Below are 23,915 nucleotides of genomic sequence, written 5' to 3'. Positions count from 1 at the left end.
GGTGCCTGGTGGGCCTGTCTCGGGTGTTTGTCTTGGACTATGCAGTGTGACGCAGATCGAGCGCCGCACGGGCGGCGCTCGATCTCACAGGCACCGCATACCTCGCCCCCTGCCACTAAGGCAGATACAACCGGAACAACCCACCCCCCAGCGCCCCGCCATTGGCGATCTCGATGCGCCCGCGCACGCCGTTGCGTTCGTGCAGGGCCGCGATGCGTGCGGCGAAGTACAGGCCAAGGCCGGTGCTGCCAGTGCGTGAGTCGATACCCTGGAGGTAGTCCTGCTGACGCTCGAGCATACGCTCTGGATAACCCGGGCCATCGTCGTTGACGCTGATGACCAGCTGTTCGCCCTGCTCCTCGATGCCAATCAGCAGGGCGTGGCCGGCGTGGCGGATGGCATTGGTGAGGACGTTGGCCACCACCGAGGCGACCAGTTCGCGGTCGAAGAACCCCAGCGGGTTGTCGGTGTCGATGCGCCAGGTGGCGAGGATGTCGCGATGCCTGAGCACTTCCTGCTGGGCCGCGAGCTGAGCCTCGATGAAATCGTCCAGCTCGTGATAGTCGGGGCAGATCGGCAACTGGTTGATACCCAGCTTGTACAGGCCCAGCAGCTGGACCAGCATGCCGTTCAAATGACGGAACTCATGCTCCATCACACCCTGCTCGCTGCCGCCGTGCAGTGCCTCGGGCAAGCGTGCCAGCCATTGGTCGTGGGCCTGGATCAAGGCCGACAGCGAGTTCTTCATGTCGTGCACGGTGGAGGCGATCACCGTGGAAAAATCCAGCCCCAGTTCGTCTCTATTCATGCGCCGAAGATCCGGATGTGCAGTTTGCGGTAGCGGTCGTAGCGGCTGTCGCTGGCCGGGATGCCTGCAACGCTTTGCAGGCAGTTGCGGCACTCCTGCATGATCGCCGGAGTGGGGCTCTCGCCGCCCACACGCAGCAGCGCCTGGGCGGTATTGAGAGCGATGCTGATGTTCTTCGGTTGCAGCGCCAAAGCCCGGCGGAACATGTCCAGGGCTTCGCCGAGCTGGCCCGCCTGGTAGCTGCGCACACCCTGGCGGTTGAGGTCGACCGCTTCGGTGACGGCGCCGAGCACGGCCGGATCGTCGGTGACGCGGGCAACGCTCTGCATGACCTTGGGATCGTCGCCATAGGTTTCCACGCAGCCCTTGAGGATGCTGGTGCCTGCCGCTTCCTGGCCGAGCTGCTGCAGTTGCCTGGCCACGGTCAGGGCGGCCTCGACCGAGAAGAACTGGTCCATTTTCTCCAGTCGCTGCAGGGCCTGTTCGGTGAGCTTGCCAGCGGTTTCGGGGTCGCCGGCCTGCTGCAGGCTGGCGGCCTTCATCAGGCGCGCGCGCACTTGCAGGCCCTGGTCTTCGACGTGTTCCTTGGCGACATCGCTGAGCACGCTGTTGATCTCGACGCGGGTGCGCGCGTCCAGGCCGTTGCCGACATTCTTGTTCATCAGCGCCTGGACCAGGCCCAGGTTGCTCTCCGGGTCCTTGTAGCGCGAACTCTGCCCTTGGTTGACTGCATGCCGATAGGCCTTGGACGCGCTCTCGAAATCTTCGTTATCCAGGGCCAGCTTGCCCAATGCCGCCTGCCGGCGCACGGCCAGGGGCGACAGGCGCACGGCCTCTTCGAGCATGTGCTGGGCGCGCTTGGTCTCGCCCTGGGCCACCAGCACCTCGGCCAGGCCGTCGTAAAGGCTGGGCATGATCGGGAACGCCTTGAGCGCTTGCTCGAAGACGCCCTGGGCTTCGGCGTGCTGGCCGCGCTTGTGCAGCAGGTTGCCCAGGGCAGCATAGACCCAGGGCTGCGGGCGACTGGCCAGAATGGTCTTGAGGAACTTCTCCAGCTCCTCGACGCGGTTCAGATCACGCAAGGCATCGGCCCTGTAGCGCAGGCACAGCGGGGCGAAGCGCGGGTCTTGCTTGCACAGCTCGGCGCAGGCCGCCAGCACCTCGGCCGGGCGGCCGCGGTCCAGGGCCTGGAGGATGGGTTTGAGCAAGGTCTTGCGCTGCGCCAGCTTTTCCAGGCGCTGGGCCAGGCCCACGCGGTTGAACGGTTTGGTCAGGTAGGCATCCGGCTCGTGCTCCAGGGCGCTGAGCACGATCGCCTGGCTGCTCTCGGCGGTGACCATGATGAACACGCATTCATGGCTGATCAGCTTGTCCAGGAGCAGGTCTTCGAGCACCTGCTGGCCGTTCTTCTTGCCGTCGCCAAGGTGAAAATCCTGAAGCACGAAGTCGTAGCGCTTCTGCGCGCACATGCGCAGGGCCTGCTCACCGCTGTCGGCGGTGTCCACGTCGCGTGCGCCCAGCTCCCGGAGCATGGAGCGGGTCGAGGTACGAAAGTCGGTGAAATCATCGACGATCAGAAAGCTTTTTTGCCCATACTGCAGCATCAATACGACCTGTATTGGCGAGGGGTTGGAGGGTGGCACGCGACGATGCCCGACATAGGGCCTGGCAGTGTCGACGCAGGCCGCCCCTGTAGGAGCGGGTTCGTCCCGCGATGACGTCGGCACGGATAGCCAGTAACCCGAACAGCTTATCGGCAGCAGGCGAGGAAAACTGAGGGCGCGATGACGCCGGCAGCGATGGCAGTCAGGCAAGCAACCCGAGCGACTTGGCCTTGGCCACCGCCTGGGTGCGCCGCTCCACGCCAAGCTTGCTGTTGATATGGCTGGCGTGGGTCTTGACGGTGTGCAGGGAGATGAACAACCGCTCGCTGATCTGCTGGTTCGAGCACCCCTGGGCGATCAGCTCGAGCACCGCCAGCTCACGGCCACTGAGCGCTTCGGTACTTTCATTGACCACCACCGGACGCGGCAGGCGCGCCAACAGCTCCGCCTGGACCAGACAGGCCGGATGCGCCGCCAGTTGCTCCCGCAACCAGCAGGGGTGCGCCTCGAGCAACCGCTGGAAGGGCTGCAACACACCCCCCTGGGCCGCCTCCAGCGCTTGGGGCAAAAGGGCCTCGGCCTCCTGCACCCGGCCTTCGTCGAGCAACTGAGCCATCCAGTGGCATAAACCGCAGACCACCAGCATCATCCCGCCGCTGCCCTGGCCACGGGCGACCAGCGCGCGAAGGCGGCCGGTGGTCTCCTGTGACCGGCCCAGCACGCCGTCGAGCAGAGCCTGCTGCAATTCGATATGAAGCGGCAGCAATGGATGGAACTCCGGTGCCGCCGCCGGTTGTTCGCCGCCGTAGGTCTGGCCCAGGCGCAACAGCCAGGACTCGGCGAGGTCCGTGCGCCGCTGGGCGAGCCACAGCTCGCACTTCACCAGGGTGATCATGGCCAGGTAGAAGATCGGCGGCACGTCCCAGATATGCATCAGCCGCTCGGCCTCGGCCAGTTCGGCGAAGGCTTCGGCAAAATGCCCTTCGCGGCCGTCGAGCGAGGCGATCACGCAGTGGCCGATCAAAACGCTGATGTCGCGGCAGGCCCGCGCTTCGCTGAGCCCGGCGCGCAACCGAGCGCGGCCTTGGGCCGGCTGCAGGCGGGAGACCAGCAGGTAGCCTTCGTACAGGGTCAACCTGGCCCGCACCGCATACAGGCGCTGGGCAGCCAGCCCCTGCAAGCGCTGCAATCCTTGGCGCACTTCCTCCAGGGCCCGCAGCACTTCGCCCCGGGCATGCAGGACCCGGGCGCGATCATAATGGGCCAAGGCCTCGAACAGAGGGTTGCCGACCCGCTGTGCGAGCTCCAGGGACTCACGGTTCCAGCCACGCGCGCGCCAGAAATCACCGTCGGCGATCGCCAGGTTGGACAACGTCGACAGGCACACCAGGCGCTGGCCGTAACGCTTGTACGGCAGGCTTTGCAGGGCTTCGCTGCAGTAGTCCAGGGTCCGCTGGCGATCTCCCCGCCCCCTGGCGATCACGCCGCTCAACGCCAGCCACTGGGCGAGCATGGATTTTTGCGCGGTGGCCGAGGGCGCAGGCAGGAAACGGCTGAGATGGGCGGCCAATTCCTCGGCCGCATCCAGTTGGCAGGCCAGGCCCAAGGCCCAGCTGTACAGGACGATCAAGCGCGGGGTGCTGATGAGGAGGCTGTCGGGCAGGTCCATCTTCCAGCGCAGCAACATGCCGACATTCTGCTCGGCCAGCAGTTGCTCCTCGGAAAGGCTTTGCACCAAGTCGGCAGCCACGTCCAGATGGCCGGCGCGCAGGGCCTGCTCCACGGCTTCGTCGAGCAGCCCCTGGACCTGGAACCAGCGGCAGGCCCGCAGGTGCAACACCCCCAGCGACTCGCTGCCCTGGCGGCTGCGCAGCAGGTCGGAAAACAGGTGATGGTAGCGGAACCAGTGGCCGTGCTCGTCCAGCGGCACCAAAAATACCTGGTGGGCCTGCAGGTAGCGCAGGATGCCCATGCTGTCGTCGCGCTCGCGCAGGGCATCGCACAATTCGGCGCAGAAGCGCTCCTGGCAGGCAGTGTCGTAGAGGAAGGCCTGCACATGCGCTGGCAGGATGTCGATGACTTCCTCCAGCAGGTAATCCCTGATCAACCCTTCGCCGCCGTGCAAAGCCTGGGGCAAGGCGTTGTCCTCGCCCGATTCGCTGGCCGCCAACTGCCAGAAGCGCAGCCCCGCGACCCAACCGTCGCTGCGCTGGATCAGGTTGTCCAGCGCCTGGCCGCGCAGGCCGGAGGGTTGTCGACCGATCACGGCCAGCGCTTCGTCGGGCGTCAGGCGCAGGTCTTGCTCGGTGAGCTCGACCAACTGACGTGACAGGCGCAGCCGGGCCAGGTGCCAGTCCGGTCGTTGGCGGCTGGTGACCAGCAGCATCAGCCCATTGGGCAGGTGGTTGAGGAAGAACTGCAGGCAGCGGTCAAGCACCGGCCCCTGGGCCAGGTGGTAGTCATCCAGCACCAGCAACACGGGCGAGTCCGGTTGCAGGTAGAGGGCAAGCTCGTCGAGCAGGCCGTCGAGCCACTCTTCGAAGGCGAACGGCTGGTGGCGCTGGCGCATCTTCAGAAGGCCCATGGCCTGGCCGCCAAGCGCCGGGCAGAACTGCTGGAGCCCTTCGAGCAGGCGTTCGAGGAAGCGGCCTGGGTCGGCATCCCGCGGGCTCAGGCCCAGCCAGAGGCTGCGCCAATGGGTCGGCAGGGCCTGGCAGAACTCGATGGCCAGGGAGCTCTTGCCGAAACCGGCCGGCGCATTGACCAGCAACAGGCGCCCACTCAGCCCGGCGTGCAGCCGCTGGCACAGGCGCGACCGGGGAACGTGCCCATCCGGCAGTGGTGGCCGGAAGAAACGCCCGTCCAGCAGGTCCAAGGCCTGGCTGGCGAATCCATGCGTACGGGACAGGTCTGTCATGGCCGGCTCGTTCAGGGTGGAGGACGATGGCAGTACGGATTGTTGCGAGACTAGCGGGTAACGCGGCGCATTTGAAGATGATGGCTGCATCAGACGAGGAAAAGACTACAACAAAAAGCAACAAGACCGATGGCGGGAATGGGCGGGCATTGGATGCGTGAATGGGCTGCGATGCAGCCCATCGCGGCACAAGGCCGCTCCTACAGGGACCGCGCAGGCCGTGAAAAAAGGGCTGCAAAGCAGCCCTTTGACCTCACGCGAGAACGGACCTCAACGCACGCCATCCTGGCGCAACGCGGCAGGTTGGAACTCGCTGCGGCTGGCACTGAAACCGAAGTCGTAGGCGCGCTTCTCCTCGTTCTTCATGCCCAGCGCCAGGTAGCGACCCGATTGCAGGTCGTAGATGGCTTCCAGCGTGTACCAGGGCACCTGCACGTTGTAGTAGTCCTGGGCATGGGCCTCCGATACCCGCCACAACTGGCCACGACCGTCGTACTGATCGATCACCGCGGCCTGCCAGGTGTCCTCGTCGATGTAGAAGTCACGCTTGGCATAGATGTGCCGCTGACCCGGTTTCAAGGTCGCTACCACATGCCAGACGCGGCGCAGCTCATAGCGGGCCAGGTCCTGGTTGATGTGCCCGGGTTTGAGGATGTCTGCGTACTTGAGCGTCGGCGAATCGAGCTTGTAGGCGTTGGACGCAATGTACATCTCTTTCTTGCCTTCGAGCTTCCAGTCGTAGCGGTCCGGTGCTCCGTTGTACATGTCCAGGTTGTCGGAGGTACGCAGGCCATCGGCCGCGGTGCCCGGGCCGTCGTAGGAAACCTGCGGGGCCTGGCGCACACGGCGCTGGCCGGCGTTGTAGATCCACGCCTTGCGTGGCTCCTTGACCTGGTCGAGGGTCTCGTGAACCAGCAGCACGGTGCCCGCCAGGCGCGCCGGGGCGGTGACCTTCTGCTTGAAGTAGAACAGGATGTTGCCTGGGTTGTTCGGGTCGTAGTCCTTCATCCGGTCACGGAAGACGAACTGGTCCTGGAAGTACACCAGGCTGTACGAGCCGTTCTGCTGTGGCGTGGCCTGGGTGACCAGGCGCGTGACGCTGCCACCGCGATAGCGGGTGATGTGGTTCCAGATCACCTCAAGGCCGGTCTTCGGTATCGGGAACGGCACTGCGGTGCGGAAATCCTTCAGGCCGTTGCCGCCTTCGACCAGGGTGGTCTTGGTGGCGTTCTCCTTGATGGCGGCGAACACTTCATCGGGCACGGTGGCGCCACGATGGGTCTTGTACACCGGGATCTTGTAGGTGTCCGGGTAGCGCTTGAACATCGCCAGCTGGCCGGGGGACAGCTTGTCCTTGTACTGGTCGACGTTCTGCGCGGTGATGGTGTACAGCGGCTGCTCGCCCGCATAAGGGTCGGAGAGGAAGCCTTTGGCGTCGGCACTGCCTGCAGTCTTGGACAGCGGCTGCCAGGGTCCGATGGTGCCATCGGCGTTCCCGGCCTTCTCCGCCCCCATCGGGGTGAGGGTCGTGCCCAGCTTGGCCGCCTCGTCGGCGGACACCGCAGCCATGACGCTGGTCGCCAGCAGGGACAGCCCCAGCACACCGGCCTTCAGCAGACTCTTGGTCTTGTTCATTCTGTTGTCGTCCTGGATCGTTGTTCTTAGAAGTTCACGCCGAAGCTGAGGGCGACGAAGTCGCGGTCATCCACGGTGGTGTACTTGCCATCGAAGAAGTTGGTGTACGACAGGCTCGCCGTGTAGGTGTTCTGATACTCGGCGTCCAGGCCCAGGCTGATGGCCTTGCGGCCTTCCTCGAAGTTGGCACCTGGGCCGGGCGAGTAACCCGAGACGTCATGGGACCAGGCCACGTTGGGCTTGAGGTTGACCCCGGCGAAGACGTCGTTGTAGTCCCAGATGGCGCGGGCGCGATAACCCCAGGAAGTGGTGGTCGCGTAGCCGTCGTTCTCGCACTTGCGGCTGAGGTTGGCGGTCGAGGTGTCCAGGCCCGAGTTGCCCAGGGTGCTGCCGTTGAGCAGCTCGCAGGTATTGAACGGCCCCGTGGCCGGCAACGGGCCTGGCCCATAGACCGGGTCGCGGCCGTACCGGGCCTTGCTCGAGCTTTCCAGGCCACCGATATGGGTGACGCCGATTTCACCCACCACCGTGAGGCGGCTGGCGCCCATCACCTGGTCGAAGAAGTGCGTGAAGGTGGTCTGGAACTGGGTGATTTCCTTGCGCCGGTAACCATGCAGGTCCTGGCCCGGTGTGCCGGTGAGCACCGAGGCGTTGCTGTACGGTGGTACTCCGATCGGGCCCACGCCGGCGAACAGGATGTCGGTGGTGTTCAACTGCACCGGGGCATTGGGCCGATAGCTCAGCTCGCCGCTCCAGGCCGTACCGGTCGGCAAGGTGGTGGAGAAGCTCAGGCCATACAGGCGGATGTCTTCGGGGTACTCGATGAAGTATTCCGAGTTGCCGGCGACGATCAGCGGCGCAAGGCCGGCGAATGGGCCACCCAGCAAGGCGCGGGCACGGTCGTAGGTCGACTGGGACGCGCCACTGGCGCTGAAGATCGGCGCGCGGCTGTGGTAGTTCATGAAGTAGGCGCCGAACTCGGTATCCAGCGGCTCGAACATGTAGCGGAAGGCGACACCGAACTGGCCGCTGTCACGGGCGTCGCGGTCAGCGCCGCGGCGCACCAGCACACCCTCTTCGTTGATGTCCACGCCCTGGCTGTTGAGGAATGGCACCGCGGTGGGGATCGCCCGGCTGCTGGCCAGCACGCGCAGGTTGTCGGTGCAGCCGTCGGCGACGATGTCCGGCTGGGAGAAGAATGTGCCGCAGTTGTCGACGACGGTCTGGTCCCACTCGATCTGGTAGAACGCCTCGGCCGACAGGTTGTCGGTCAGGCTCTGGGACACATAGAACATGTTGACCGGAATCAGGCCTTCCTTGATTTCCGCGCCTGGACGGCGAAACGCCGCCACGTCGATCGGGTTGACCGCGTTGATACCGCCGCCGATGAAGGTGCTTTCACCCCAACTGATCACCTGCTTGCCCAGGCGCACCGAGCCTGGCTGATCGCCAATGGAGTAGTTGTGGTAGACGAACGCGTCGAGCAGCTCGGCGCCGGACGACTTGGCGCCCTCCTTGCGGTTGGAGTCGCTGATGTCCTTGAACTCGCGGTGTTCGTCCTTGAGTTCGAAGTCGTACCAGTACTTGCCCCGTACGAACACGCCGGTATCGCCGTACTTGAGCTCCAGGTCATGGATACCCTTGAAGATCTTCGAGAAGGTCTCGCCCTTCTTGAAGTTCAGGTGGCCATCGTCGGAGGTCTGGGACAAGCCCTTGCCCCCGTTGTTGGCACCGATCAGGTTCTTGTTCGGGTTGGCCGTCGACCAGCTGGCGCCGATGGAGAGCGAGGAATCGAACTGGCCTTCGATTTCACCGATGTTGAAACTGACACCGAACGCGGGACTTGCGAGCGTGGAAGCGAGGCTGACGGCCAGGGGCAGCTTGGCCCGGCGCCAGAACAGGTTTGCAGATGTCATCGACGCTACTCCATGTACTTTTATTGTTATGGCAGTGAGTCCTTTTCAGAAACGGCCCGAGCGATCGGTGTGCAGGCTTTCGCCCCGGCGCCGCGACTTGCACGCGGCACCTCCCCCATTCCTGAAAATCCCCTGACCCCGACTATAGCCAGCAGGCACAGGTGCTTGATCCCTCTAAAGTGTGATTTGCATGCACCCACTCCGGTGGCGGCCCGCAGGCCACGGCAAGCATGGCGCAATTCTGCCGTTTTACAAGCTCGCAGCCGCTCTGCAATGGGGGCCGCGCGGTAGCCCAGGCGGCCCGTTGGGAAGTCAGAGCGTCGACAGGAATGTGCTGTTGCTGGCTTGCCACTGGAGGATGTCCTGGCGGATGCGCTTCTTGTCGAGCTTGCCGACACTGGTCTTGGGAACTTCGGTAACAATGGCGATCTGGCTGGGGATCGCCCATTTGTTGATATGCCCCTGCTCGACGAACGGCTTGAGGTGCTCCTTGAGCGCCTTGGCGTCGATCGCCTGGCCTTCGCGCAACACCAGCAAGGCGAAAGGCCGCTCGCCCCATTGCGGGTCGGCGATACCGACCACCGCCACTTCGCGCACCGCAGGGTGCCGACTGATCAGGTCCTCCAGGTCCAGGGAGGAGATCCATTCACCGCCGGTCTTGATCACGTCCTTGATGCGATCGCGGATATCGATGTAGCCCATCCCGTCGAGGGTGGCGACATCACCGGTGTGCAGCCAGCCGCCGGCCCAGAGCTCTTCGCTTTTCTGCTTTTCTCCGAAATAGCCCATGGTCAGCCAGGGGGCTCGCAGCACCAGTTCGCCCTGGGTTTCCCCGTCGGCGGGCAGGAAGTTGCCCTCGCTATCGACGATCGCCGCCTCCACCAGCGGTACCGGCACGCCCGCCTTGATCCGGTAGGAGATACGCTCATCCTCGCTGCCGGCCTGCAGTTCGTCGTTCAGGTGGGCGCAGGAGATCAGCGGGCAGGTCTCGGACATGCCGTACGCCGCGGTGAGCTGGATGCCCCGGGCCAGGGCCGCCTCGTACAACGCACGGTTCAGGGCGCTGCCGCCGATGATGATCTTCCAGCCGCCGAAGTGTTCGCCCTGGCCGGCTGGGCAGTTGAGCAGCATCTGCAGGATGGTCGGCACGCAGTGGGAGAAGGTGACCTTTTCCTCGCGCCACAGCTTGAGCAGCATGTCCGGCTCGTAGCGCCCCGGGTAGACCTGCTTGAGGCCGAGCATGGTGGCGGCGTATGGGATGCCCCAGGCATGCACATGGAACATCGGCGTGATGGGCATGTACACGTCGTTGCTGCCCAAGAGGCGCACGCTATCGATGCTGCCGGTCACCGAGGCTTCGGCCAGGGTGTGCAGCACCAGCTGGCGGTGGGTGAAGTACACGCCCTTGGGGTTGCCGGTGGTGCCGGTGGTATAGAAGGTGGTGGCCACCGAATTCTCGTCGAAGTCGGGGAAGTCGTAGCGCGGGCTGGCAGCGGCCAGCAGTTGCTCGTACTCGCCGACCAGGTTGGGCAGGTCGGCGTGCTTGTCGGGGCCGTCGGTCAGCAGCAGCGTCTTGTCCACCGTGGTCAGTTGGCCGGCAATGGCCTGGTAGAGCCCGACGAAGTCGCTGTTGACCAGCACGAAGCGGTCCTCGGCGTGGTTCATGGTGTAGAGGATCTGCTCCGGCGACAGGCGCACGTTGATGGTGTGCACCACCGCACCGATCATCGGGATGGCGAACATGCATTCCAGATAACGGTGGCTATCCCAGTCCATCACCGCCACGGTGTCACCGGCCTTGACCCCGGCCTCGGTCAGCACGTTGGCCAGGCGCGCGATTCGCTCGACCAGCTGCGGGTAGGTCAGGCGCAACTGGTCGCGGTAGACGATTTCGCGGGTCTTTTCGTAGCGCCCGCCCGACATCAGCAGGCGCTTGATCAGCAAGGGGAAGGTATAGGCGCCCTCGGCGGGCTGGATGATACGCGTCTGCAACATGGGTATCCCTTTTTTGCATTGCGGGCCGGAGAAGTCTGGCCGTTACTGTAGAACGGTGACGCACCGGTCAAATCAGCCGAAGGAATGATTTGCCGGGCACAAGGTATGAGTGGCCAGGTGCCGTGTGCTTGACACATCGCCCGCTCGCCGTCAGGTTGATGAACCCCTGTGGGAAATAGCCCAGCCCTTCGGGCTGCGCTGTCGCGAAGAGAATCCATGACTAGCGTGCCGCTTGTGGAAGCGGGCTTGTCCCGCGATTGCCCCCTGCCATCGCGCCTGTATGGCAAGGGCTTCACCCTTGATCGCGGGGCACGCCCGCCCCGACAAAAGGGTACGCGAAACCAGAACCTACCAGCCCCGGAGCCTGCCATGCCCAGCCCGCGTCGCGCCGTATTTCTCGATCACCAGTCCCTGGACCTCGGCGATCTCGACCTCTCGCCGCTGCATGCGCAGTTCGACGACCTTCAGCTGTATGCCTCGACCCGCCCGGAGCAGGTCGCCGAGCGCCTGCAGGGCGCCACCGCGGTGATCAGCAACAAGGTGATGATCGATGCCGCAGCGATGGAAGCCAACCCGCAGTTGCAGTTGATCCTGCTCGCCGCCACCGGCACCAACAATGTCGACCTGGCCACCGCCCGCCTGCGGGGCGTCACGGTGTGCAACTGCCAGGGCTACGGCACGCCCTCGGTGGCCCAGCACACCCTGGCCCTGCTGCTGGCCCTGGCCACGCGCCTGTGCGACTACCGCCAGGCCGTCGCCGATGGCCGCTGGGCTGCGGCCAGCCAGTTCTGCCTGCTGGACTTCCCCATCGTCGAACTGCAGGGCAAGACCCTCGGCTTGCTCGGCCATGGCGAGCTGGGCGGCGCGGTGGCACGCCTGGCCGAAGCCTTCGGCATGCGTGTGCTCAGCGGGCAGATCCCCGGCCGTCCGGCGCGCGCCGAACGTCTGCCACTGGACGAGCTGCTGCCCCAGGTCGATGCGCTGACCCTGCACTGCCCGCTCAACGATCACACCCGCCACATGATCGGCGCCCGCGAACTGGCGCTGCTCAAGCCCGGCGCCCTGGTGGTCAACACCGCCCGCGGCGGGCTGATCGACGAGCAGGCCCTGGCCGATGCCTTGCGCAGCGGCCACCTGGGCGGCGCTGCTACCGACGTGCTGAGCATCGAACCGCCGGTCAACGGCAACCCGCTGTTGCAGGCAGATGTCCCGCGCCTGATCGTTACGCCCCACAACGCCTGGGGCGCGGTAGAGTCGCGCCAGCGCATCGTCGGCCAGTTGAGCGAGAACGCCCAGGCGTTCTTCGCCGGCCAACCACGGCGTGTGGTCGGCTGAAGCCAGGGCCTCTGGTACACTGCGCCACTTTTTCAGGAGACGCCGTCCATGGACCCGCGCAGTGAAGTGTTGCTTCGCCAGGCCGAACTGTTCCAAGGCCCGTTGCTGCTTGCCGGGCTCCCCGCCGACGATCTGCTCGGTCAATTGCCGGGCGCCCACGGCTGGTCCTGGCATGCCGGCGACCAAGCGCTGCTCGACAGCCGTTTCGCCGGCCGCAGCCATTATGGCGTCGAGGTGCCGGACGTCGCGTTCGAGGCCGCCGTGCTGTTCCTGCCCAAGTCCCGCGAGCTGGCCGCCTACCTGCTCAACGCCCTGGCCTCGCGCCTGGCCGGCCGTGACCTGTACCTGGTGGGCGAAAAGCGCGGCGGCATCGAGGGCGCGGCCAAGCAGCTACAGGCGTTCGGCAAGCCGCGCAAGCTCGACAGCGCCCGGCATTGCCAGTTATGGCAAGTGACTGTGGACAACGCCCCCCAGGCCAAACCGTTGGAAAGCCTGGCCGAGCGCTTCGAGCTACCGCTTGCCGACGGCCCGCTGCAGGTGGTCAGCCTGCCCGGCGTGTTCAGCCATGGCCGGTTGGATCGCGGCACCGCCCTCCTGCTCCAGCACCTGGACAACCTGCCGGTCGGTCGCGTGCTGGACTTCGGCTGCGGCGCCGGGGTGCTGGGCGCGACGGTCAAGCGCCGTTACCCACAGAGCCAGGTCACCCTGCTCGACGTAGACGCCTTCGCCGTGGCCAGCAGTCGTCTGACCCTGGCGGCCAACGGCCTGGACGCCGAAGTGATCAGTGGCGACGGTATCGATGCCGCGCCCACCGGGCTGGCTCTGATCTTGAGCAACCCGCCGTTCCATACCGGGGTGCACACCAATTACCAGGCTTCGGAAAATTTGCTGAAAAAATCCGGCGATCACCTGCAAAAAGGCGGTGAAATGCGCCTGGTCGCCAACAGTTTCCTGCGCTACCAGCCGCTCATCGAAGGGGCCTTGGGCAACTGCCGAACCTGCGCCGAGGCGGAGGGCTTCCGCATCTACCAGGCAACACGCGGTTAAAAACAGGGCTTGCCGAAACCCGTTCTGCTAGGCAGAATCCGCACCGTCCTAGGGGAGTAGTCTCCCGCGAGCGCCCAGCTCGCCCGGCACGCGTCAACACACTTGGCCCACAGGCCATGGCGCGTGCGACCCAAGCTCCATAGAGAGCGATCCGCACCGCCGGATCACGGGTTTGACAAGACCTATGACACGCACACCTTACCCGGGGCGGGGAGGTCGTACGTGTCATAGCCGTGTCGGCCCGCCCCCGTAGGAATCCTGATGCTGGAATCGTTGCTCGTCCCCACCGCCATCGTTGCCCTCGCCGAGATCGGCGACAAGACGCAACTGCTTGCACTCATCCTCGCCGCGCGCTTTCGCAAGCCTTGGCCGATCATCGCCGGTATCATCGCCGCCACCCTGGCCAACCATGCCGCCGCCGGTGCCGTAGGCGCCTGGGTCAGCAGTTTCTTCAGCGACACGGTGCTGCACTGGATCCTGGCCGCGAGCTTCGCCGCCACGGCCTTGTGGACCCTGGTACCGGACAAGATGGACGATGACGAGAACAGTGCAGCACGCCGCTTCGGCCCGTTCGTCACGACCCTGATCGCGTTCTTCCTGGCCGAGATCGGCGACAAGACCCAGGTGGCCACGGTCATGCTGGCGGCCCAGTATCCTCACCTGATCATGGTCATCATCGGCACCACCCTGGGCATGCTGATCGCCAACGTACCGGTGGTGTTGGCAGGCAATTTCGCGGCGGAAAAACTGCCGCTGACCCTGATTCGTCGCCTGGCAGCGACGGCGTTCTTCGTGCTGGCCATCGTCGCGGTGTATTCGGCGATGAAGGCCAGCGGTTGGGTCTGAGACCGGGGGCGCTTTGCGCCCCTTTCGCGGCATAAGGCCGCTCCTACAGGATCTTGCGCAACCCTGTAGGAGCGGCCTTGTGCCCCGATGATTACTTCTTCGCCGCCTGGTACAGCGGCATCACCTTCGGAATGGCCGCCTGCAGCGAGGCGATCCGGGTGCTCGATGCCGGGTGGGTGCTCATGAACTCCGGCGGCGCACCGTTCGAGGCCTGGTTCATCTTGTTCCACAGAGTGATCGCGGCATTCGGGTCGTAGCCGGCACGGGCGGCCAATTCCAGGCCGATCAGGTCGGCCTCGTTCTCGTTGGCACGGCTGTTGGGCAGGGTCATGGCGTAGTTCACCACGGTATCGGCCAGGGCCATGCCACCCTGGCCCAGACCGAACAGGGCACCGGCGCCCTGGCGTGCCATTTCCACGCCGTAGGCCTTGGACATCGCCTCGCGACCATGCTCACGCAGGGCGTGGGCGATTTCGTGGCCCAGCACCGCGGCGATCTCGGCGTCGGTGAGCTTGAGCTGGTCCATCAGGCCGGTATAGAAGATGATCTTGCCGCCTGGGCCGCAGTTGGCATTGAGCTCGTCGCTCTTGATCAGGTTGACCTCCCAGTTCCATTGCGCGGCGTCGGGCCGGAACTTCGGCGCCTGGGCGATCAGCCGGTCGGCGATGGCCTGGATGCGCTTGGCCTTGGCGCTGGTCTTGTCCAGTTCACCCTTGGTCGACGCCTCGCTGAGGGTCTGCTGGTAGGACTGGGCATACATCTGGTTGACCTGGTCGGTCGAGAGCATGCTGAACATGTACTGCTGGCGGTCGACGCCCACGGCGCCACCGCTGGTGGTATTCACCGCCTGGCAACCGGCCAGCAGGATACTGGTGCCCAGCAGGCTGGCAACGAATGATCTACGCATGAAAACACTCCCTTTCTACATGCCGCGTATCCTAGGCCGAGTCGCCTGGCGTCGCCAGAGCCGCAAGGAAGATTTATCCGCGTCCCCTCATGCTTTGGGATTACCCCGCCGATAACCTCGGGTAACGACCCTCCTGAGTGCGCGGTGCCCCATGAAGTTCAAGTCGATCCAGTTTTCCGTGGCAGCCCTTGCCGGCGCCATCGTGTTGAGCATTGTCGCGGCCCTGGTGCTGTACGCCGTGTATTCCGGCGAACGCACCCAGGCGCTGGTGCAGGAGCGCACCCGCCAGCAGTTCGAGAGCGTGATCGAACAACGCCTGGCCGCCCTCGCCCGCACCCAGGTCAGCGAGATCCAGCGCGGTCTCGAGGCCCCCCTGCTGATCGCCCGCAGCCTGGCCACCAGCAATGCGATGATCGGCATGCAAGGCGCAGATGGCCAGCCGCTGATGCGCATCGACCGCGAACACCTGGCCAACCAGCTCAAGCGCACCGTGGAGGTCAACCCGACGGTGCTCGGCGCCTACCTGGGCTGGGAGCCCAACGCCCTGGACCACGACGATGCGCGCTATGTCGGCAGCAGCCTGGTGGGCGTCGACGGCGCCACCGGCCGCTTCCTGCCCTGGTGGTTCCGCAATGGCGATGGCAGCCTCGGCCAGGACAAACTGATCGATGTCGACAACCACACCGTGCTGGCCACCGGCGTGCGTGCCAGTGAGTACTACCTGTGTCCCAAGGAGTCGAAGAAGGCCTGCGTGATCGACCCGGCGCCGTACAAGGTCGGCGACAAGACCGTCATGCTCGCCTCCTTCGTCGAACCGATCCTGGTCAATGGCCAGTTCCAGGGCATCGCCGGGGCCGACCTGTCGGTGGACTTCATCCAGGACCTGCTCAATGCCGCCGACCAGCAGCTGTACGGGGGCGCCGGCGAACTGGCCCTGGTGTCGAGCAATGGCCGCCTGGTGGCCTATACCCGCGACCCGTCCAAGTTCGGCGAAAAGGCCGATGACGTGCTCGACGCCGAACAGGCCGGCACGCTGAAAAACCTCAGCGGCGAAGACCTGCACTACGAAGTCGACGAGGCCAAGGACCGCATCGAGCTGTACCTGCCGTTCCGGGTCGCCAATACGGCCGCGCGCTGGTCTTTGCTGCTGGAGTTGCCGTTGAGCACCGTCATGGCCGACGTGCACAAATTGCAGCAGGACCTGGCCGAGCAACGCCGTACCGACATCACCGGCATGACCCTTGTGGGCCTGGGCATCGCCGCCGTCGGCCTGCTGGTGATCTGGTTGCTGGCCCACGGCATCGCCCGCCCGCTGCGCCAGATGGTGACCATGCTCGATGACATCGCCCAGGGCGAAGGCGACCTGACCCGTCGCCTGCATAGCGACCGCGCCGACGAACTGGGCGCCATCGCCAAGGGCTTCAACACCTTCCTGGCCAAGCTGCAGGCAATGATCAGCCAGGTGGTGGGCTCGGTGCAGAAGGTCAGCGATTCATCGGAGCACACCGCCGACATCGCCATCCGCACCAACCAGGGTGTGCACAAGCAGATGGCCGAGATCGACCAGGTGGCCACCGCGGTGCAGGAAATGACCGCCACCGCCCAGGACGTGGCACGCAACGCCACCCATGCCGCCCAGGCCGCGAACAACGCCGACCAGGCCGCCAACCAGGGCCTGCTGATCGTGCGCGACACCTCCCATTCGATCAGTGCCCTGGCCACCGAGATCGGCCGTGCGGTCACCGTGGTGCAGACCCTGGCCCGCGACAGCGAGAACATCAATGCCATCCTGGTGGCGATCCGCGCCATCGCCGAGCAGACCAACCTGCTGGCGCTCAATGCCGCCATCGAAGCCGCCCGTGCCGGCGAACAGGGCCGAGGTTTCGCGGTGGTCGCCGACGAGGTGCGCAACCTGGCGCAGAAGACCCAGCAGGCTACCGAAGAGATCCAGCAGATGATCCAGCAGCTGCAGCAGGGTACCCGCGAAGTGGTCCGGGTGATGGAAGACAGCCAAGGCAAGACCGACGACAGCGTGCAGCAGGCCAGCCGCGCCGCCGAAGCACTGGAAAGCATCACCCAGGCGGTGTCGGTGATCAACGACATGAACACCCAGATCGCCAGCGCTGCCGAACAGCAGAGTGCAGTGGCCGAGGACATCAACCGCAACGTCATCAATATCGGCCAGGTAGCCGGTGAGGTGGCCGGCGGTGCGGACGAGTCCAGCCAGGCCAGTGCCGAGCTGACCAAGCTGGCCGAGCAGCAGCGCCGGTTGATCAATCAGTTCCGCGTCTGAAGCCTTATAGCTGCTGGGCTGCTATGCAGCCCAATCGCGGGACAAGCCCGCTCCCACACCCAAGGGAGGCGCTGTACCTGCGGGAGCTGACTTGCCGGCGATGGGGCTGCCTTGCAGCCCAATCGCAGGCCCCCCCCACATCCAAACACGGCGTTGTACAAGGAGCGGGCTTGTCCCGCGATTGGGGCGCAAAGCGCCCCCATCAAGCGGGAGTCAGGCACTCCGGTCCATCGAGCTTCGGATCATTGACGAAATGCGCCAGCGCCCGCTCGCGCAATGCCGCGGGCCGACTGGCCAACAGCTCGTGCAAGCGCGCCAGCGGTGTATCTGGGTCGAGCCAGGCCGCCTGCCCCGCCTCGTCGAGGATCAACGGCCGGCGCTGGTTCATCGCCGCCTGGGTCACCACAGCGCAACTCAGCCACACCTGATCCTGCACCGGATACGCCTCCCATACCCCGGCGAAGAACAGCGATGCCCCCTCCCCCGGCGTAAGCCAGTACGGGCGCTTGCGCACGTTGCCGCGCCATTCGTAGAAGCCGTTGGCCGGCATCAGACAGCGTCGCTGGCGAAAGGCGTCGCGGAACATCGGCTGCTCGGCCAAGGTTTCGGCGCGGGCCTGGGCCGGGGTGCGGGAAAGGTCGGTGAGCCACGCCGGCGTCAGCCCCCAGCGCGCCCGGGCTAGCTGCAGCTGGCCGTCGAGCTGGCGCTGGATCAGCACCGAAGCGCCTGGGGCGATGTTCCATTGCGCCTGCTGGTCGGCGGGGTAGCCCGGCAAGGCGGCAAAGGCCGCAGACCAGCGAAACAGGGCGTAGCGTCCACACATGGCGATAAAAAACTCAACAGATCAGGGTTCCGGGATAACTCTCCGGTTCGTCGCCGGCAAGTGGCAGGGCGGCATTGTACGCATCGATCAGCTGCCGTGCGTACCCGGCCTGTTCATCGGGCACCGCCAGGCCCAGCAACCCCTGCATCGGCAATTCACCCACGCCGCCGACCAGGTCGCGCCCCACCAGGTGCACTTCGACGCCTTCGCTGGCGAGCATGCCCACCAACAATTGCGCCTCCATCAGGCTTTCCGGCTCGTAGATCCGTTTCATCAAGCGTCATCCTCGCGTCGTGCTTCGAGCATCCATTCGTCACCATGCACCTGCAGAATGAACACGATGGGCTGGCAACAGACCTGGCAGTCCTCGGTATAGACCTGGTCGCCACCGGAAATGTCCACGGTGGTCTCCACCGTTTCGCCGCAATAGGGACAACGATAGAAGTCGATCTCCAGCATCGCGGCCTCCGCGCTGACTTATGCGTATAATTGCCGGTCTGTTTACAGGGCCTGCGTGTGTCCGAGCCGTTTTTCGGGCCCCACCCCTACTTATTACCCTAGCCGTTTCCAACAAGAGAGCATGATGGGCGAATTCGATGCCATCCGACCGTACGACGACGCTGAGGTGCCTGCTGTCCTGGCACGCCTGCTCAGCGACCCGGCATTCCTGGATATCCTCACCCACTTCCGCTTCCCGCGCGCGGCCGGTGCCTTCGGCTGGCTGCTCAAGCCGCTGATCGCCCGCCGCCTGCGCAAGGAGTTCGCCGGCGTCAAATGCGTCTCGACCCTGCAGGACAAGGTCGAGTACTACGTCGACCAGACCATCGAGCGGGCCACCGACGGCGTGACCTATTCGGGCGTCGAACAGCTCAAGTCGGGCGCCGCCTACCTGTTCCTGGCCAACCACCGGGACATCGTCATGGACCCGGCCTTCGTCAACTACGCGGTGTACCACGCCGGCCTGCCGACGCCACGCATCGCCATCGGCGATAACCTGCTACAAAAGCCCTTCGTCAGCGACATGATGCGCCTGAACAAGAGCTTCATCGTGCATCGCTCGCTGAGCGGTCGCCGGGAGAAGCTGGCCGCCTACCAGCTGTTGTCGGCCTACATCAACCACTCGATACGCAACGATTGCGTATCGATCTGGATCGCCCAGGCCGAAGGGCGGGCCAAGGACGGCGACGACCGTACCGATTCGGCGATCCTCAAGATGTTCCACATGAGCCGCAAGGACGAGCCGTTCGGCGCAGTGATCCAGGGCCTGAACCTGATCCCGGTGTCGATCAGCTACGAGTACGACCCTTGCGACCTGGCCAAGGCCCGGGAGTTGTACATCCGCGCCACCACCGGCACCTACAAGAAGGCGCCCGGCGAAGACGACAACAGCATTGCCCAGGGCATCACCGGCTACAAAGGCCGCGTGCACATCAACTTCGCGCCCCCGGTGACCGAGTACTACGAGGATACCAAGCAACTGGCACAGGAAATCGACCGGCAGATCCTCGGCGGCTACCGCCTGTTCCCGGTGCATTACCTGGCATATGAGATGTGGAGCGAGGCGGACCCGGCCTTGCAGGTGCCGAGTGCGCAGAAGCTGTTCCCGGCCGAGGAGTTGGCCAAGGCCAAGGAAGAATGGCAGCGCCGCCTGGACGCCTGCCCGACCGAGCAGCAACCGTACCTGGTGCAGCAGTACGCGACGCCGGTACGCAACCAGTATCAGGTCAAGGCACAAAGCCCCGTCGCCTGACACGCTTGCCGTGGGTGCGGGCCTGCCCGCCCCACAGGCTTATCGGCTGTTCAGATCCAGGTGCTGAACCAGGACAGCAGCAGCGCCATGGCCAGGCAGGAAAACCCGAGGATGTAGTAATAGCGCGGCACGCGCTGGCCGAAAGTATCGACCATCACCTCGTCACTCACCACACGCTCACGCACCACTGCCTCGCGCCGCCGGGCACTGTGCAGCAACATGCCGCCTGGGCAGGTGATCAGCAGGGCAAGCAGGTTGATCAACTTGGCTGGATGGGCGGCCAGGAATCCCCAGAGCACTTGCAAGGACATCGCAACAACCTCGGTAATCTGAAAGAACGACAGCGGAGGCCGGCATTCTACCCAAGCCCGCCCCTGGCGCTCGGGTTTTGCGACCAGCTGTCATTAATTTCATCTGTCACACGCTCGTCATGAGGAGACGCCACTCTGTCGGCCTTTTCTTACAACGGAGCTAGACATGCTGCACGCCGAAAACCAGGACCGCCTCTATCTCGTCACCCAGAGCGATGAACAGCAGGCGCTGATCGACGGCTTCGCCATCAACGTCCAGGATCAGCAGTGGCTGGTCTACTGCGCCTTGGGCGGCCACGCCCACCAGGACCTGCCGGAAGTCGACCCGCACACCGGCCTTAGCGTGATCGATTTCCACATCGCCGCAGCCTGACGCTCCCGTAGAAGCGGCCTCGCGCCGCGAAAGAGCTGCAAAGCAGCCCCGACGATCACAGACAGAACGCACAAAAAAGCCCGCCGTCGGATGACCGAGCAGCGGGCTTTTTATTGGCGCGTATCGCTTACTCGCCCAGCACCTGACCGATGGTCGGGTCCTTGAACAGGCGGGTCAGCGCATCGCTGAGCACGTCACCCACCAGCTTGGTGTTGGTTTCCTGGTTCGGCGCCATGCCGAAGCGCTGGTCCAGGGAGGCGCCGTAGCGGCCGCTGTAGCGGCGGTTGGCGTTGGACACGTCGGCACGGAAGGTGGCGCCGATGGTGGCTTCGGTCACGTACAGGTTGTCCTTGGGCGACTGGTACTTGAGCTCGGCCAGGGTCACGGTCAGTTGCGGGGCGTTGTAGGCGTTAGGCGTCGGGGTGAAGCCGAGCAGGCGCACCGCCGCTTCGGCCTGGGCCTGCAGCTTGGGCACGATGTCGTTGCCACTGACGCTGATGGTGCTGGTTTCAGGGTACATGCCACCGCGGGTACCCAGGGACTGCGAAGCACGCCCGTCGACCACCTTGACCACCACCGGCTGGCCACGACCGACCGGGTTGAGCTGGGCGGTGAGCTTGGGTTGCGGGCTGAGTTGTTGCGGGCTGTGGGCACAACCGACCAGGCTCAGGCTGGCCACCGCGATCAAACCGAACAACAGTCGTTGCAACATGCGCGTTTCTCCAGAAAATGCGGCAAAGGCCCACAGTATACCCAGTCGCGCGCGAACCAGTCATCGGAGCGGGCACGCTGTCACATTGGTTTCATGCCTTGCACCGTATCCTGTGCCCAGACCGAACGAACAGGATCGCTCGCCATGGCCTCGCTCTGGAACCTGCTTTTCCCCCGCCCCCGCCGGAACACCTACGCCCGCCTCGACGCCGACGGCAGATGCCTTGGTTTCATGCACTGCACCCGGCTACCCGCCAGCAGCGGCTGGGTCCAGGTCAGCGAAGCGCAGCTGGGCTGGCTGGGCCAACCGCTACCGGCCAGCGCCCGGGTTTGCGCACGCGCAAGCCGTCGCTGGCAGCAACGCACCCTGCCAGCCTGACAAACGCAGCAATAAAAAGCCATTAAGCGCACCTTTCTGCCCGCGACATCGTTATAATCTCCCCCCGATTATAAGGACGTCTCCTGATCGGGCCCCGCATCGCCGTTGACCACGGCACCTTCGACGCTTCGCCCACAGAGAGCCTTCCACTCAGGTCTTGCATCGGCTGTCGTGCCTGCTGTTCCCGGCCTTCGCACTGCATGAACCTGTGGGTTGCCATCGCGCAGTCCCTTTTGAGGTTCACGTTCCAAAAGAACGTGAAAAAACGGGTTTTTCAAACTTCACAAGAGTGTGGCGAGCAAAATGAACAGTCTGGCATGTGCAAAAGCGACAGATGCGTCCCGAACAGCCTCGAACAGACGACAACAGCCTGCATCCTCGATGGGGTGCTGAGGCCGGTCCATACCGCACGGCGGATACCTTGACCATAAGTCGCATTGCCGCACCCGTGGCAAACGGCGTTCAATATGTGAACACCAAGACTGAGTTGGCAGTGTCCGCGGAAGTGGCAAGAACTGCGAAGAGTCGGACATGGCGATCCTGGCCACCCCAGTGATCCTATGCTGTCAATTAGGTGCTGTAGATTGTGGAGACGCGTTAAATGGCGCAGAACGAATCGGTTGATGTAGTACTGGTAGGCGCGGGCATCATGAGTGCCACCCTGGCCGTACTGCTCAAGGAACTCGACCCGACGATCAAGCTGGAGGTCGTCGAGGCGATGGACTCCGGTGCCGCGGAAAGTTCCAACCCTTGGAACAACGCAGGGACGGGCCACGCTGGCCTGTGCGAGCTGAACTATACGCCCCAGGCCGCCGATGGCAGCATCGACATCAAGAAGGCCGTGCACATCAATACCCAGTTCGAGGTGTCCCGCCAGTTCTGGGCCTACCTCATTCGCAAGGGCGGCTTCGGCTCGCCGCGCGCCTTCATCAACCCGGTGCCGCACCTGAGCTACGTCGAAGGCGACAAGGGTGTTGCGTTCCTCAAGAAGCGCTTCGAGCTGCTCAAGCAGCATCACGCCTTCGCCGAGATGGAATACACCGAAGACAAGGCCGTGATGAACGAGTGGATGCCGCTGATGATGCCAGGCCGCCCGGCCGACCAGCACATCGCCGCCACCCGCGTGATCAAGGGTACCGACGTCAACTTCGGCGCCCTGACCAACAAGCTGCTCAAGCAACTGGGCAACAGCCCGGACGCTCAGGTCAAGTACAGCAAGAAGGTCGTCGGCCTGCGTCGCAACGGCAGCGGCTGGACCGTCAGCATCAAGGACGTCAACAGCGGCGGTAGCCGTGAAGTCGACGCCCGCTTCGTGTTCCTCGGCGCCGGCGGCGCGGCCTTGCCGCTGCTGCAGATGTCCGGCATCCCCGAGAGCAAGGGCTTCGGCGGCTTCCCGGTCAGCGGCCAGTGGCTGCGCTGCGACAACCCGGAAATCGTCAAGCAGCACCAGGCCAAGGTCTACAGCCAGGCCGCGGTCGGCGCACCGCCCATGTCGGTCCCGCACCTCGACACCCGCGTAGTGGACGGCAAGAAGTCCCTGTTGTTCGGCCCGTACGCAGGCTTCACCACCAAGTTCCTCAAGCATGGCTCCCTGCTCGACCTGCCGCTGTCGGTGCGCATGGGCAACATCGGCCCGATGCTGGCCGTGGCCCGCGACAACATGGACCTGACCAAGTACCTGGTCAGCGAAGTGATGCAGTCGATGGAACAGCGCCTGGAGTCCCTGCGCCGCTTCTACCCTGAAGCCAAGGCAGAGGACTGGCGCCTGGAAGTCGCCGGCCAGCGCGTGCAGATCATCAAGAAGGACCCGAAGAAGGGCGGTATCCTGCAGTTCGGTACCGAACTGGTCGCGGCCCAGGATGGCAGCCTCGCGGCGCTGCTCGGCGCCTCGCCAGGGGCCTCGGTGACCGTGTCGATCATGCTCGAGCTGATCGAACGCTGCTTCCCCGAGCAGGCCAAAGGTGCCTGGGCCGCCAAGCTCAAGGAGATCTTCCCGGCCCGCGAAAAGGTCCTGGCCACCGACGCTGCGCTCTATCACAAGATCAGCGCGCAGAACGACGAAGCGCTGGAAATGGTCGAGGACAGCAGCCCGGCGCAGCAAAACTACGCCTGAGTCGGCCTGTAACGAAAAAACGCCCTTCGGGGTAATGCCAGTCAGTTAAGCCTTATCGGCTGCACTTGGGGCTGCTACGCAGCCCATCGCCGGGGAGCCCGCGCCCCCCCGGGCCCGGGTCTTGTGGGGGGCCGCGTGCCGGCGGTGGGGGG

At 64.7% G+C, this 23,915-nt stretch carries 20 protein-coding genes, 1 pseudogene and 1 riboswitch; of the genes and pseudogenes, 9 read left to right on the top strand and 12 right to left on the bottom strand.

Going from position 1 to position 23,915, the window contains the following annotated elements; genetic code table 11:
* Nucleotides 1-115 precede the first annotated feature (115 nt).
* From ACNFG0_RS04605 to ACNFG0_RS04580, 6 genes are all read right to left on the bottom strand, one after another.
* Complete coding sequence (locus tag ACNFG0_RS04605) at nucleotides 116-808, bottom strand: sensor histidine kinase (protein ID WP_196143709.1); 693 nt, start codon at nucleotides 806-808, stop codon at nucleotides 116-118.
* A complete protein-coding gene (locus ACNFG0_RS04600) occupies nucleotides 805-2,412 on the bottom strand; it encodes a tetratricopeptide repeat-containing response regulator (RefSeq protein WP_196143710.1) in 1,608 nt (535 codons plus the stop codon). The genes ACNFG0_RS04605 and ACNFG0_RS04600 overlap by 4 nt, the downstream gene beginning before the upstream one ends.
* 202 nt (nucleotides 2,413-2,614) lie before the next feature.
* Entirely contained in the window at nucleotides 2,615-5,329 is a 2,715-nt protein-coding gene (locus tag ACNFG0_RS04595; protein WP_416764097.1) for a LuxR C-terminal-related transcriptional regulator, read from the bottom strand.
* A gap of 270 nt (nucleotides 5,330-5,599) precedes the next feature.
* Nucleotides 5,600-6,964: a DUF1329 domain-containing protein gene (locus ACNFG0_RS04590; RefSeq protein WP_196143712.1), complete on the bottom strand. Its 1,365-nt coding sequence runs from the start codon at nucleotides 6,962-6,964 to the stop codon at nucleotides 5,600-5,602.
* A gap of 26 nt (nucleotides 6,965-6,990) precedes the next feature.
* A complete protein-coding gene (locus ACNFG0_RS04585) occupies nucleotides 6,991-8,880 on the bottom strand; it encodes a DUF1302 domain-containing protein (RefSeq protein ID WP_196143713.1) in 1,890 nt (629 codons plus the stop codon).
* Between the two features lie 312 nt (nucleotides 8,881-9,192).
* Nucleotides 9,193-10,875, bottom strand: a complete 1,683-nt coding sequence (locus tag ACNFG0_RS04580; protein ID WP_416764096.1) for a fatty acid--CoA ligase — start codon at nucleotides 10,873-10,875, stop codon at nucleotides 9,193-9,195.
* Nucleotides 10,876-11,244: 369 nt separating this feature from the next.
* Here ACNFG0_RS04580 and ACNFG0_RS04575 point away from each other — a divergent pair, with 369 nt between their 5' ends.
* From ACNFG0_RS04575 to ACNFG0_RS04565, 3 genes are all read left to right on the top strand, one after another.
* Nucleotides 11,245-12,210: a 2-hydroxyacid dehydrogenase gene (locus ACNFG0_RS04575; protein WP_416764095.1), complete on the top strand. Its 966-nt coding sequence runs from the start codon at nucleotides 11,245-11,247 to the stop codon at nucleotides 12,208-12,210.
* Nucleotides 12,211-12,258: 48 nt separating this feature from the next.
* Nucleotides 12,259-13,257, top strand: a complete 999-nt coding sequence (locus ACNFG0_RS04570) for a class I SAM-dependent methyltransferase (RefSeq protein WP_196143716.1) — start codon at nucleotides 12,259-12,261, stop codon at nucleotides 13,255-13,257.
* 39 nt (nucleotides 13,258-13,296) lie between these two features.
* Nucleotides 13,297-13,430: riboswitch (yybP-ykoY riboswitch) on the top strand.
* 91 nt (nucleotides 13,431-13,521) lie between these two features.
* Nucleotides 13,522-14,103, top strand: a complete 582-nt coding sequence (locus ACNFG0_RS04565; RefSeq protein ID WP_196154629.1) for a TMEM165/GDT1 family protein — start codon at nucleotides 13,522-13,524, stop codon at nucleotides 14,101-14,103.
* A gap of 91 nt (nucleotides 14,104-14,194) precedes the next feature.
* Here ACNFG0_RS04565 and ACNFG0_RS04560 read toward each other — a convergent pair whose 3' ends face one another.
* Nucleotides 14,195-15,010 (bottom strand): M48 family metallopeptidase, encoded by an 816-nt coding sequence (locus ACNFG0_RS04560; RefSeq protein ID WP_196143717.1) that lies wholly within the window; start codon nucleotides 15,008-15,010, stop codon nucleotides 14,195-14,197.
* A gap of 151 nt (nucleotides 15,011-15,161) precedes the next feature.
* Between ACNFG0_RS04560 and ACNFG0_RS04555 the strand changes: the two are divergent.
* Together ACNFG0_RS04555 and ACNFG0_RS04550 are read left to right on the top strand one after the other, a co-directional pair.
* Nucleotides 15,162-16,448 (top strand): annotated as a pseudogene (locus ACNFG0_RS04555) (HAMP domain-containing protein); the annotation flags it as partial.
* Nucleotides 16,449-16,460: 12 nt separating this feature from the next.
* Nucleotides 16,461-17,303 (top strand): methyl-accepting chemotaxis protein, encoded by an 843-nt coding sequence (locus tag ACNFG0_RS04550; protein WP_416764204.1) that lies wholly within the window; start codon nucleotides 16,461-16,463, stop codon nucleotides 17,301-17,303.
* Between the two features lie 202 nt (nucleotides 17,304-17,505).
* Here ACNFG0_RS04550 and ACNFG0_RS04545 read toward each other — a convergent pair whose 3' ends face one another.
* Genes ACNFG0_RS04545 through ACNFG0_RS04535 form a run of 3 tightly spaced genes read right to left on the bottom strand, consistent with a single transcriptional unit; the run spans nucleotide 17,506 to nucleotide 18,585 of the window.
* The gene (locus ACNFG0_RS04545) at nucleotides 17,506-18,126 is read right to left on the bottom strand and encodes an SOS response-associated peptidase (protein ID WP_196143719.1); all 621 of its coding nucleotides are present in this window, start codon (nucleotides 18,124-18,126) and stop codon (nucleotides 17,506-17,508) included.
* Nucleotides 18,127-18,139: 13 nt separating this feature from the next.
* Complete coding sequence (locus ACNFG0_RS04540; protein WP_196143720.1) at nucleotides 18,140-18,400, bottom strand: putative signal transducing protein; 261 nt, start codon at nucleotides 18,398-18,400, stop codon at nucleotides 18,140-18,142.
* Nucleotides 18,400-18,585: a CPXCG motif-containing cysteine-rich protein gene (locus ACNFG0_RS04535; protein WP_084858569.1), complete on the bottom strand. Its 186-nt coding sequence runs from the start codon at nucleotides 18,583-18,585 to the stop codon at nucleotides 18,400-18,402. Before ACNFG0_RS04535 ends, ACNFG0_RS04540 begins: the two co-directional genes overlap by 1 nt.
* Before the next feature lie 121 nt (nucleotides 18,586-18,706).
* On the opposite strand from ACNFG0_RS04535, the gene ACNFG0_RS04530 reads away from it, so the two are divergent.
* Entirely contained in the window at nucleotides 18,707-19,876 is a 1,170-nt protein-coding gene (locus ACNFG0_RS04530) for a 1-acyl-sn-glycerol-3-phosphate acyltransferase (RefSeq protein WP_196143721.1), read from the top strand.
* A 50-nt stretch (nucleotides 19,877-19,926) separates the two neighbouring features.
* Here ACNFG0_RS04530 and ACNFG0_RS04525 read toward each other — a convergent pair whose 3' ends face one another.
* Nucleotides 19,927-20,187 (bottom strand): hypothetical protein, encoded by a 261-nt coding sequence (locus ACNFG0_RS04525; RefSeq protein WP_196143722.1) that lies wholly within the window; start codon nucleotides 20,185-20,187, stop codon nucleotides 19,927-19,929.
* A 166-nt stretch (nucleotides 20,188-20,353) separates the two neighbouring features.
* Between ACNFG0_RS04525 and ACNFG0_RS04520 the strand changes: the two genes are divergently transcribed.
* On the top strand, nucleotides 20,354-20,560 hold the full coding sequence (locus ACNFG0_RS04520; RefSeq protein ID WP_416764094.1) for a hypothetical protein: 207 nt from the start codon (nucleotides 20,354-20,356) through the stop codon (nucleotides 20,558-20,560).
* A gap of 127 nt (nucleotides 20,561-20,687) precedes the next feature.
* On the opposite strand, the gene ACNFG0_RS04515 is transcribed toward ACNFG0_RS04520, so the two are convergent.
* The gene (locus tag ACNFG0_RS04515) at nucleotides 20,688-21,272 is read right to left on the bottom strand and encodes a YajG family lipoprotein (RefSeq protein ID WP_084858573.1); all 585 of its coding nucleotides are present in this window, start codon (nucleotides 21,270-21,272) and stop codon (nucleotides 20,688-20,690) included.
* A gap of 144 nt (nucleotides 21,273-21,416) precedes the next feature.
* Here ACNFG0_RS04515 and ACNFG0_RS04510 point away from each other — a divergent pair, with 144 nt between their 5' ends.
* On the top strand, nucleotides 21,417-21,650 hold the full coding sequence (locus tag ACNFG0_RS04510) for a hypothetical protein (protein ID WP_196143724.1): 234 nt from the start codon (nucleotides 21,417-21,419) through the stop codon (nucleotides 21,648-21,650).
* A gap of 601 nt (nucleotides 21,651-22,251) precedes the next feature.
* Nucleotides 22,252-23,763, top strand: coding sequence for a malate dehydrogenase (quinone) (gene mqo / locus ACNFG0_RS04505; RefSeq protein ID WP_196143725.1), 1,512 nt, complete (start codon nucleotides 22,252-22,254; stop codon nucleotides 23,761-23,763).
* Nucleotides 23,764-23,915: the final 152 nt, after the last annotated feature.

It is taken from the genome of Pseudomonas sp. NY15372 (assembly GCF_048068215.1).
GTDB classification, from domain to species: domain Bacteria; phylum Pseudomonadota; class Gammaproteobacteria; order Pseudomonadales; family Pseudomonadaceae; genus Aquipseudomonas; species Aquipseudomonas guariconensis_A.
The sequence above is the reverse complement of the archived record's forward strand: the minus strand, read 5'-3'. Positions and strand labels throughout refer to the sequence as shown.

Bases quoted from the DNA above. Each gene is read 5' to 3' on its own strand.
- ACNFG0_RS04560 (WP_196143717.1), bottom strand. From the start codon at position 15,010: ATGCGTAGATCATTCGTTGCCAGCCTGCTGGGCACCAGTATCCTGCTG.
- ACNFG0_RS04575 (WP_416764095.1), top strand. From the start codon at position 11,245: ATGCCCAGCCCGCGTCGCGCCGTATTTCTCGATCACCAGTCCCTGGAC.
- ACNFG0_RS04600 (WP_196143710.1), bottom strand. From the start codon at position 2,412: ATGCTGCAGTATGGGCAAAAAAGCTTTCTGATCGTCGATGATTTCACC.
- ACNFG0_RS04550 (WP_416764204.1), top strand. From the start codon at position 16,461: ATGATCAGCCAGGTGGTGGGCTCGGTGCAGAAGGTCAGCGATTCATCG.
- ACNFG0_RS04570 (WP_196143716.1), top strand. From the start codon at position 12,259: ATGGACCCGCGCAGTGAAGTGTTGCTTCGCCAGGCCGAACTGTTCCAA.
- ACNFG0_RS04585 (WP_196143713.1), bottom strand. From the start codon at position 8,880: ATGACATCTGCAAACCTGTTCTGGCGCCGGGCCAAGCTGCCCCTGGCC.
- ACNFG0_RS04545 (WP_196143719.1), bottom strand. From the start codon at position 18,126: ATGTGTGGACGCTACGCCCTGTTTCGCTGGTCTGCGGCCTTTGCCGCC.
- ACNFG0_RS04535 (WP_084858569.1), bottom strand. From the start codon at position 18,585: ATGCTGGAGATCGACTTCTATCGTTGTCCCTATTGCGGCGAAACGGTG.
- ACNFG0_RS04510 (WP_196143724.1), top strand. From the start codon at position 21,417: ATGGCCTCGCTCTGGAACCTGCTTTTCCCCCGCCCCCGCCGGAACACC.
- ACNFG0_RS04515 (WP_084858573.1), bottom strand. From the start codon at position 21,272: ATGTTGCAACGACTGTTGTTCGGTTTGATCGCGGTGGCCAGCCTGAGC.
- ACNFG0_RS04530 (WP_196143721.1), top strand. From the start codon at position 18,707: ATGATGGGCGAATTCGATGCCATCCGACCGTACGACGACGCTGAGGTG.
- ACNFG0_RS04605 (WP_196143709.1), bottom strand. From the start codon at position 808: ATGAATAGAGACGAACTGGGGCTGGATTTTTCCACGGTGATCGCCTCC.
- ACNFG0_RS04525 (WP_196143722.1), bottom strand. From the start codon at position 20,187: ATGTCCTTGCAAGTGCTCTGGGGATTCCTGGCCGCCCATCCAGCCAAG.
- ACNFG0_RS04540 (WP_196143720.1), bottom strand. From the start codon at position 18,400: ATGAAACGGATCTACGAGCCGGAAAGCCTGATGGAGGCGCAATTGTTG.
- mqo (WP_196143725.1), top strand. From the start codon at position 22,252: ATGGCGCAGAACGAATCGGTTGATGTAGTACTGGTAGGCGCGGGCATC.
- ACNFG0_RS04520 (WP_416764094.1), top strand. From the start codon at position 20,354: ATGCTGCACGCCGAAAACCAGGACCGCCTCTATCTCGTCACCCAGAGC.
- ACNFG0_RS04595 (WP_416764097.1), bottom strand. From the start codon at position 5,329: ATGACAGACCTGTCCCGTACGCATGGATTCGCCAGCCAGGCCTTGGAC.
- ACNFG0_RS04580 (WP_416764096.1), bottom strand. From the start codon at position 10,875: ATGTTGCAGACGCGTATCATCCAGCCCGCCGAGGGCGCCTATACCTTC.
- ACNFG0_RS04590 (WP_196143712.1), bottom strand. From the start codon at position 6,964: ATGAACAAGACCAAGAGTCTGCTGAAGGCCGGTGTGCTGGGGCTGTCC.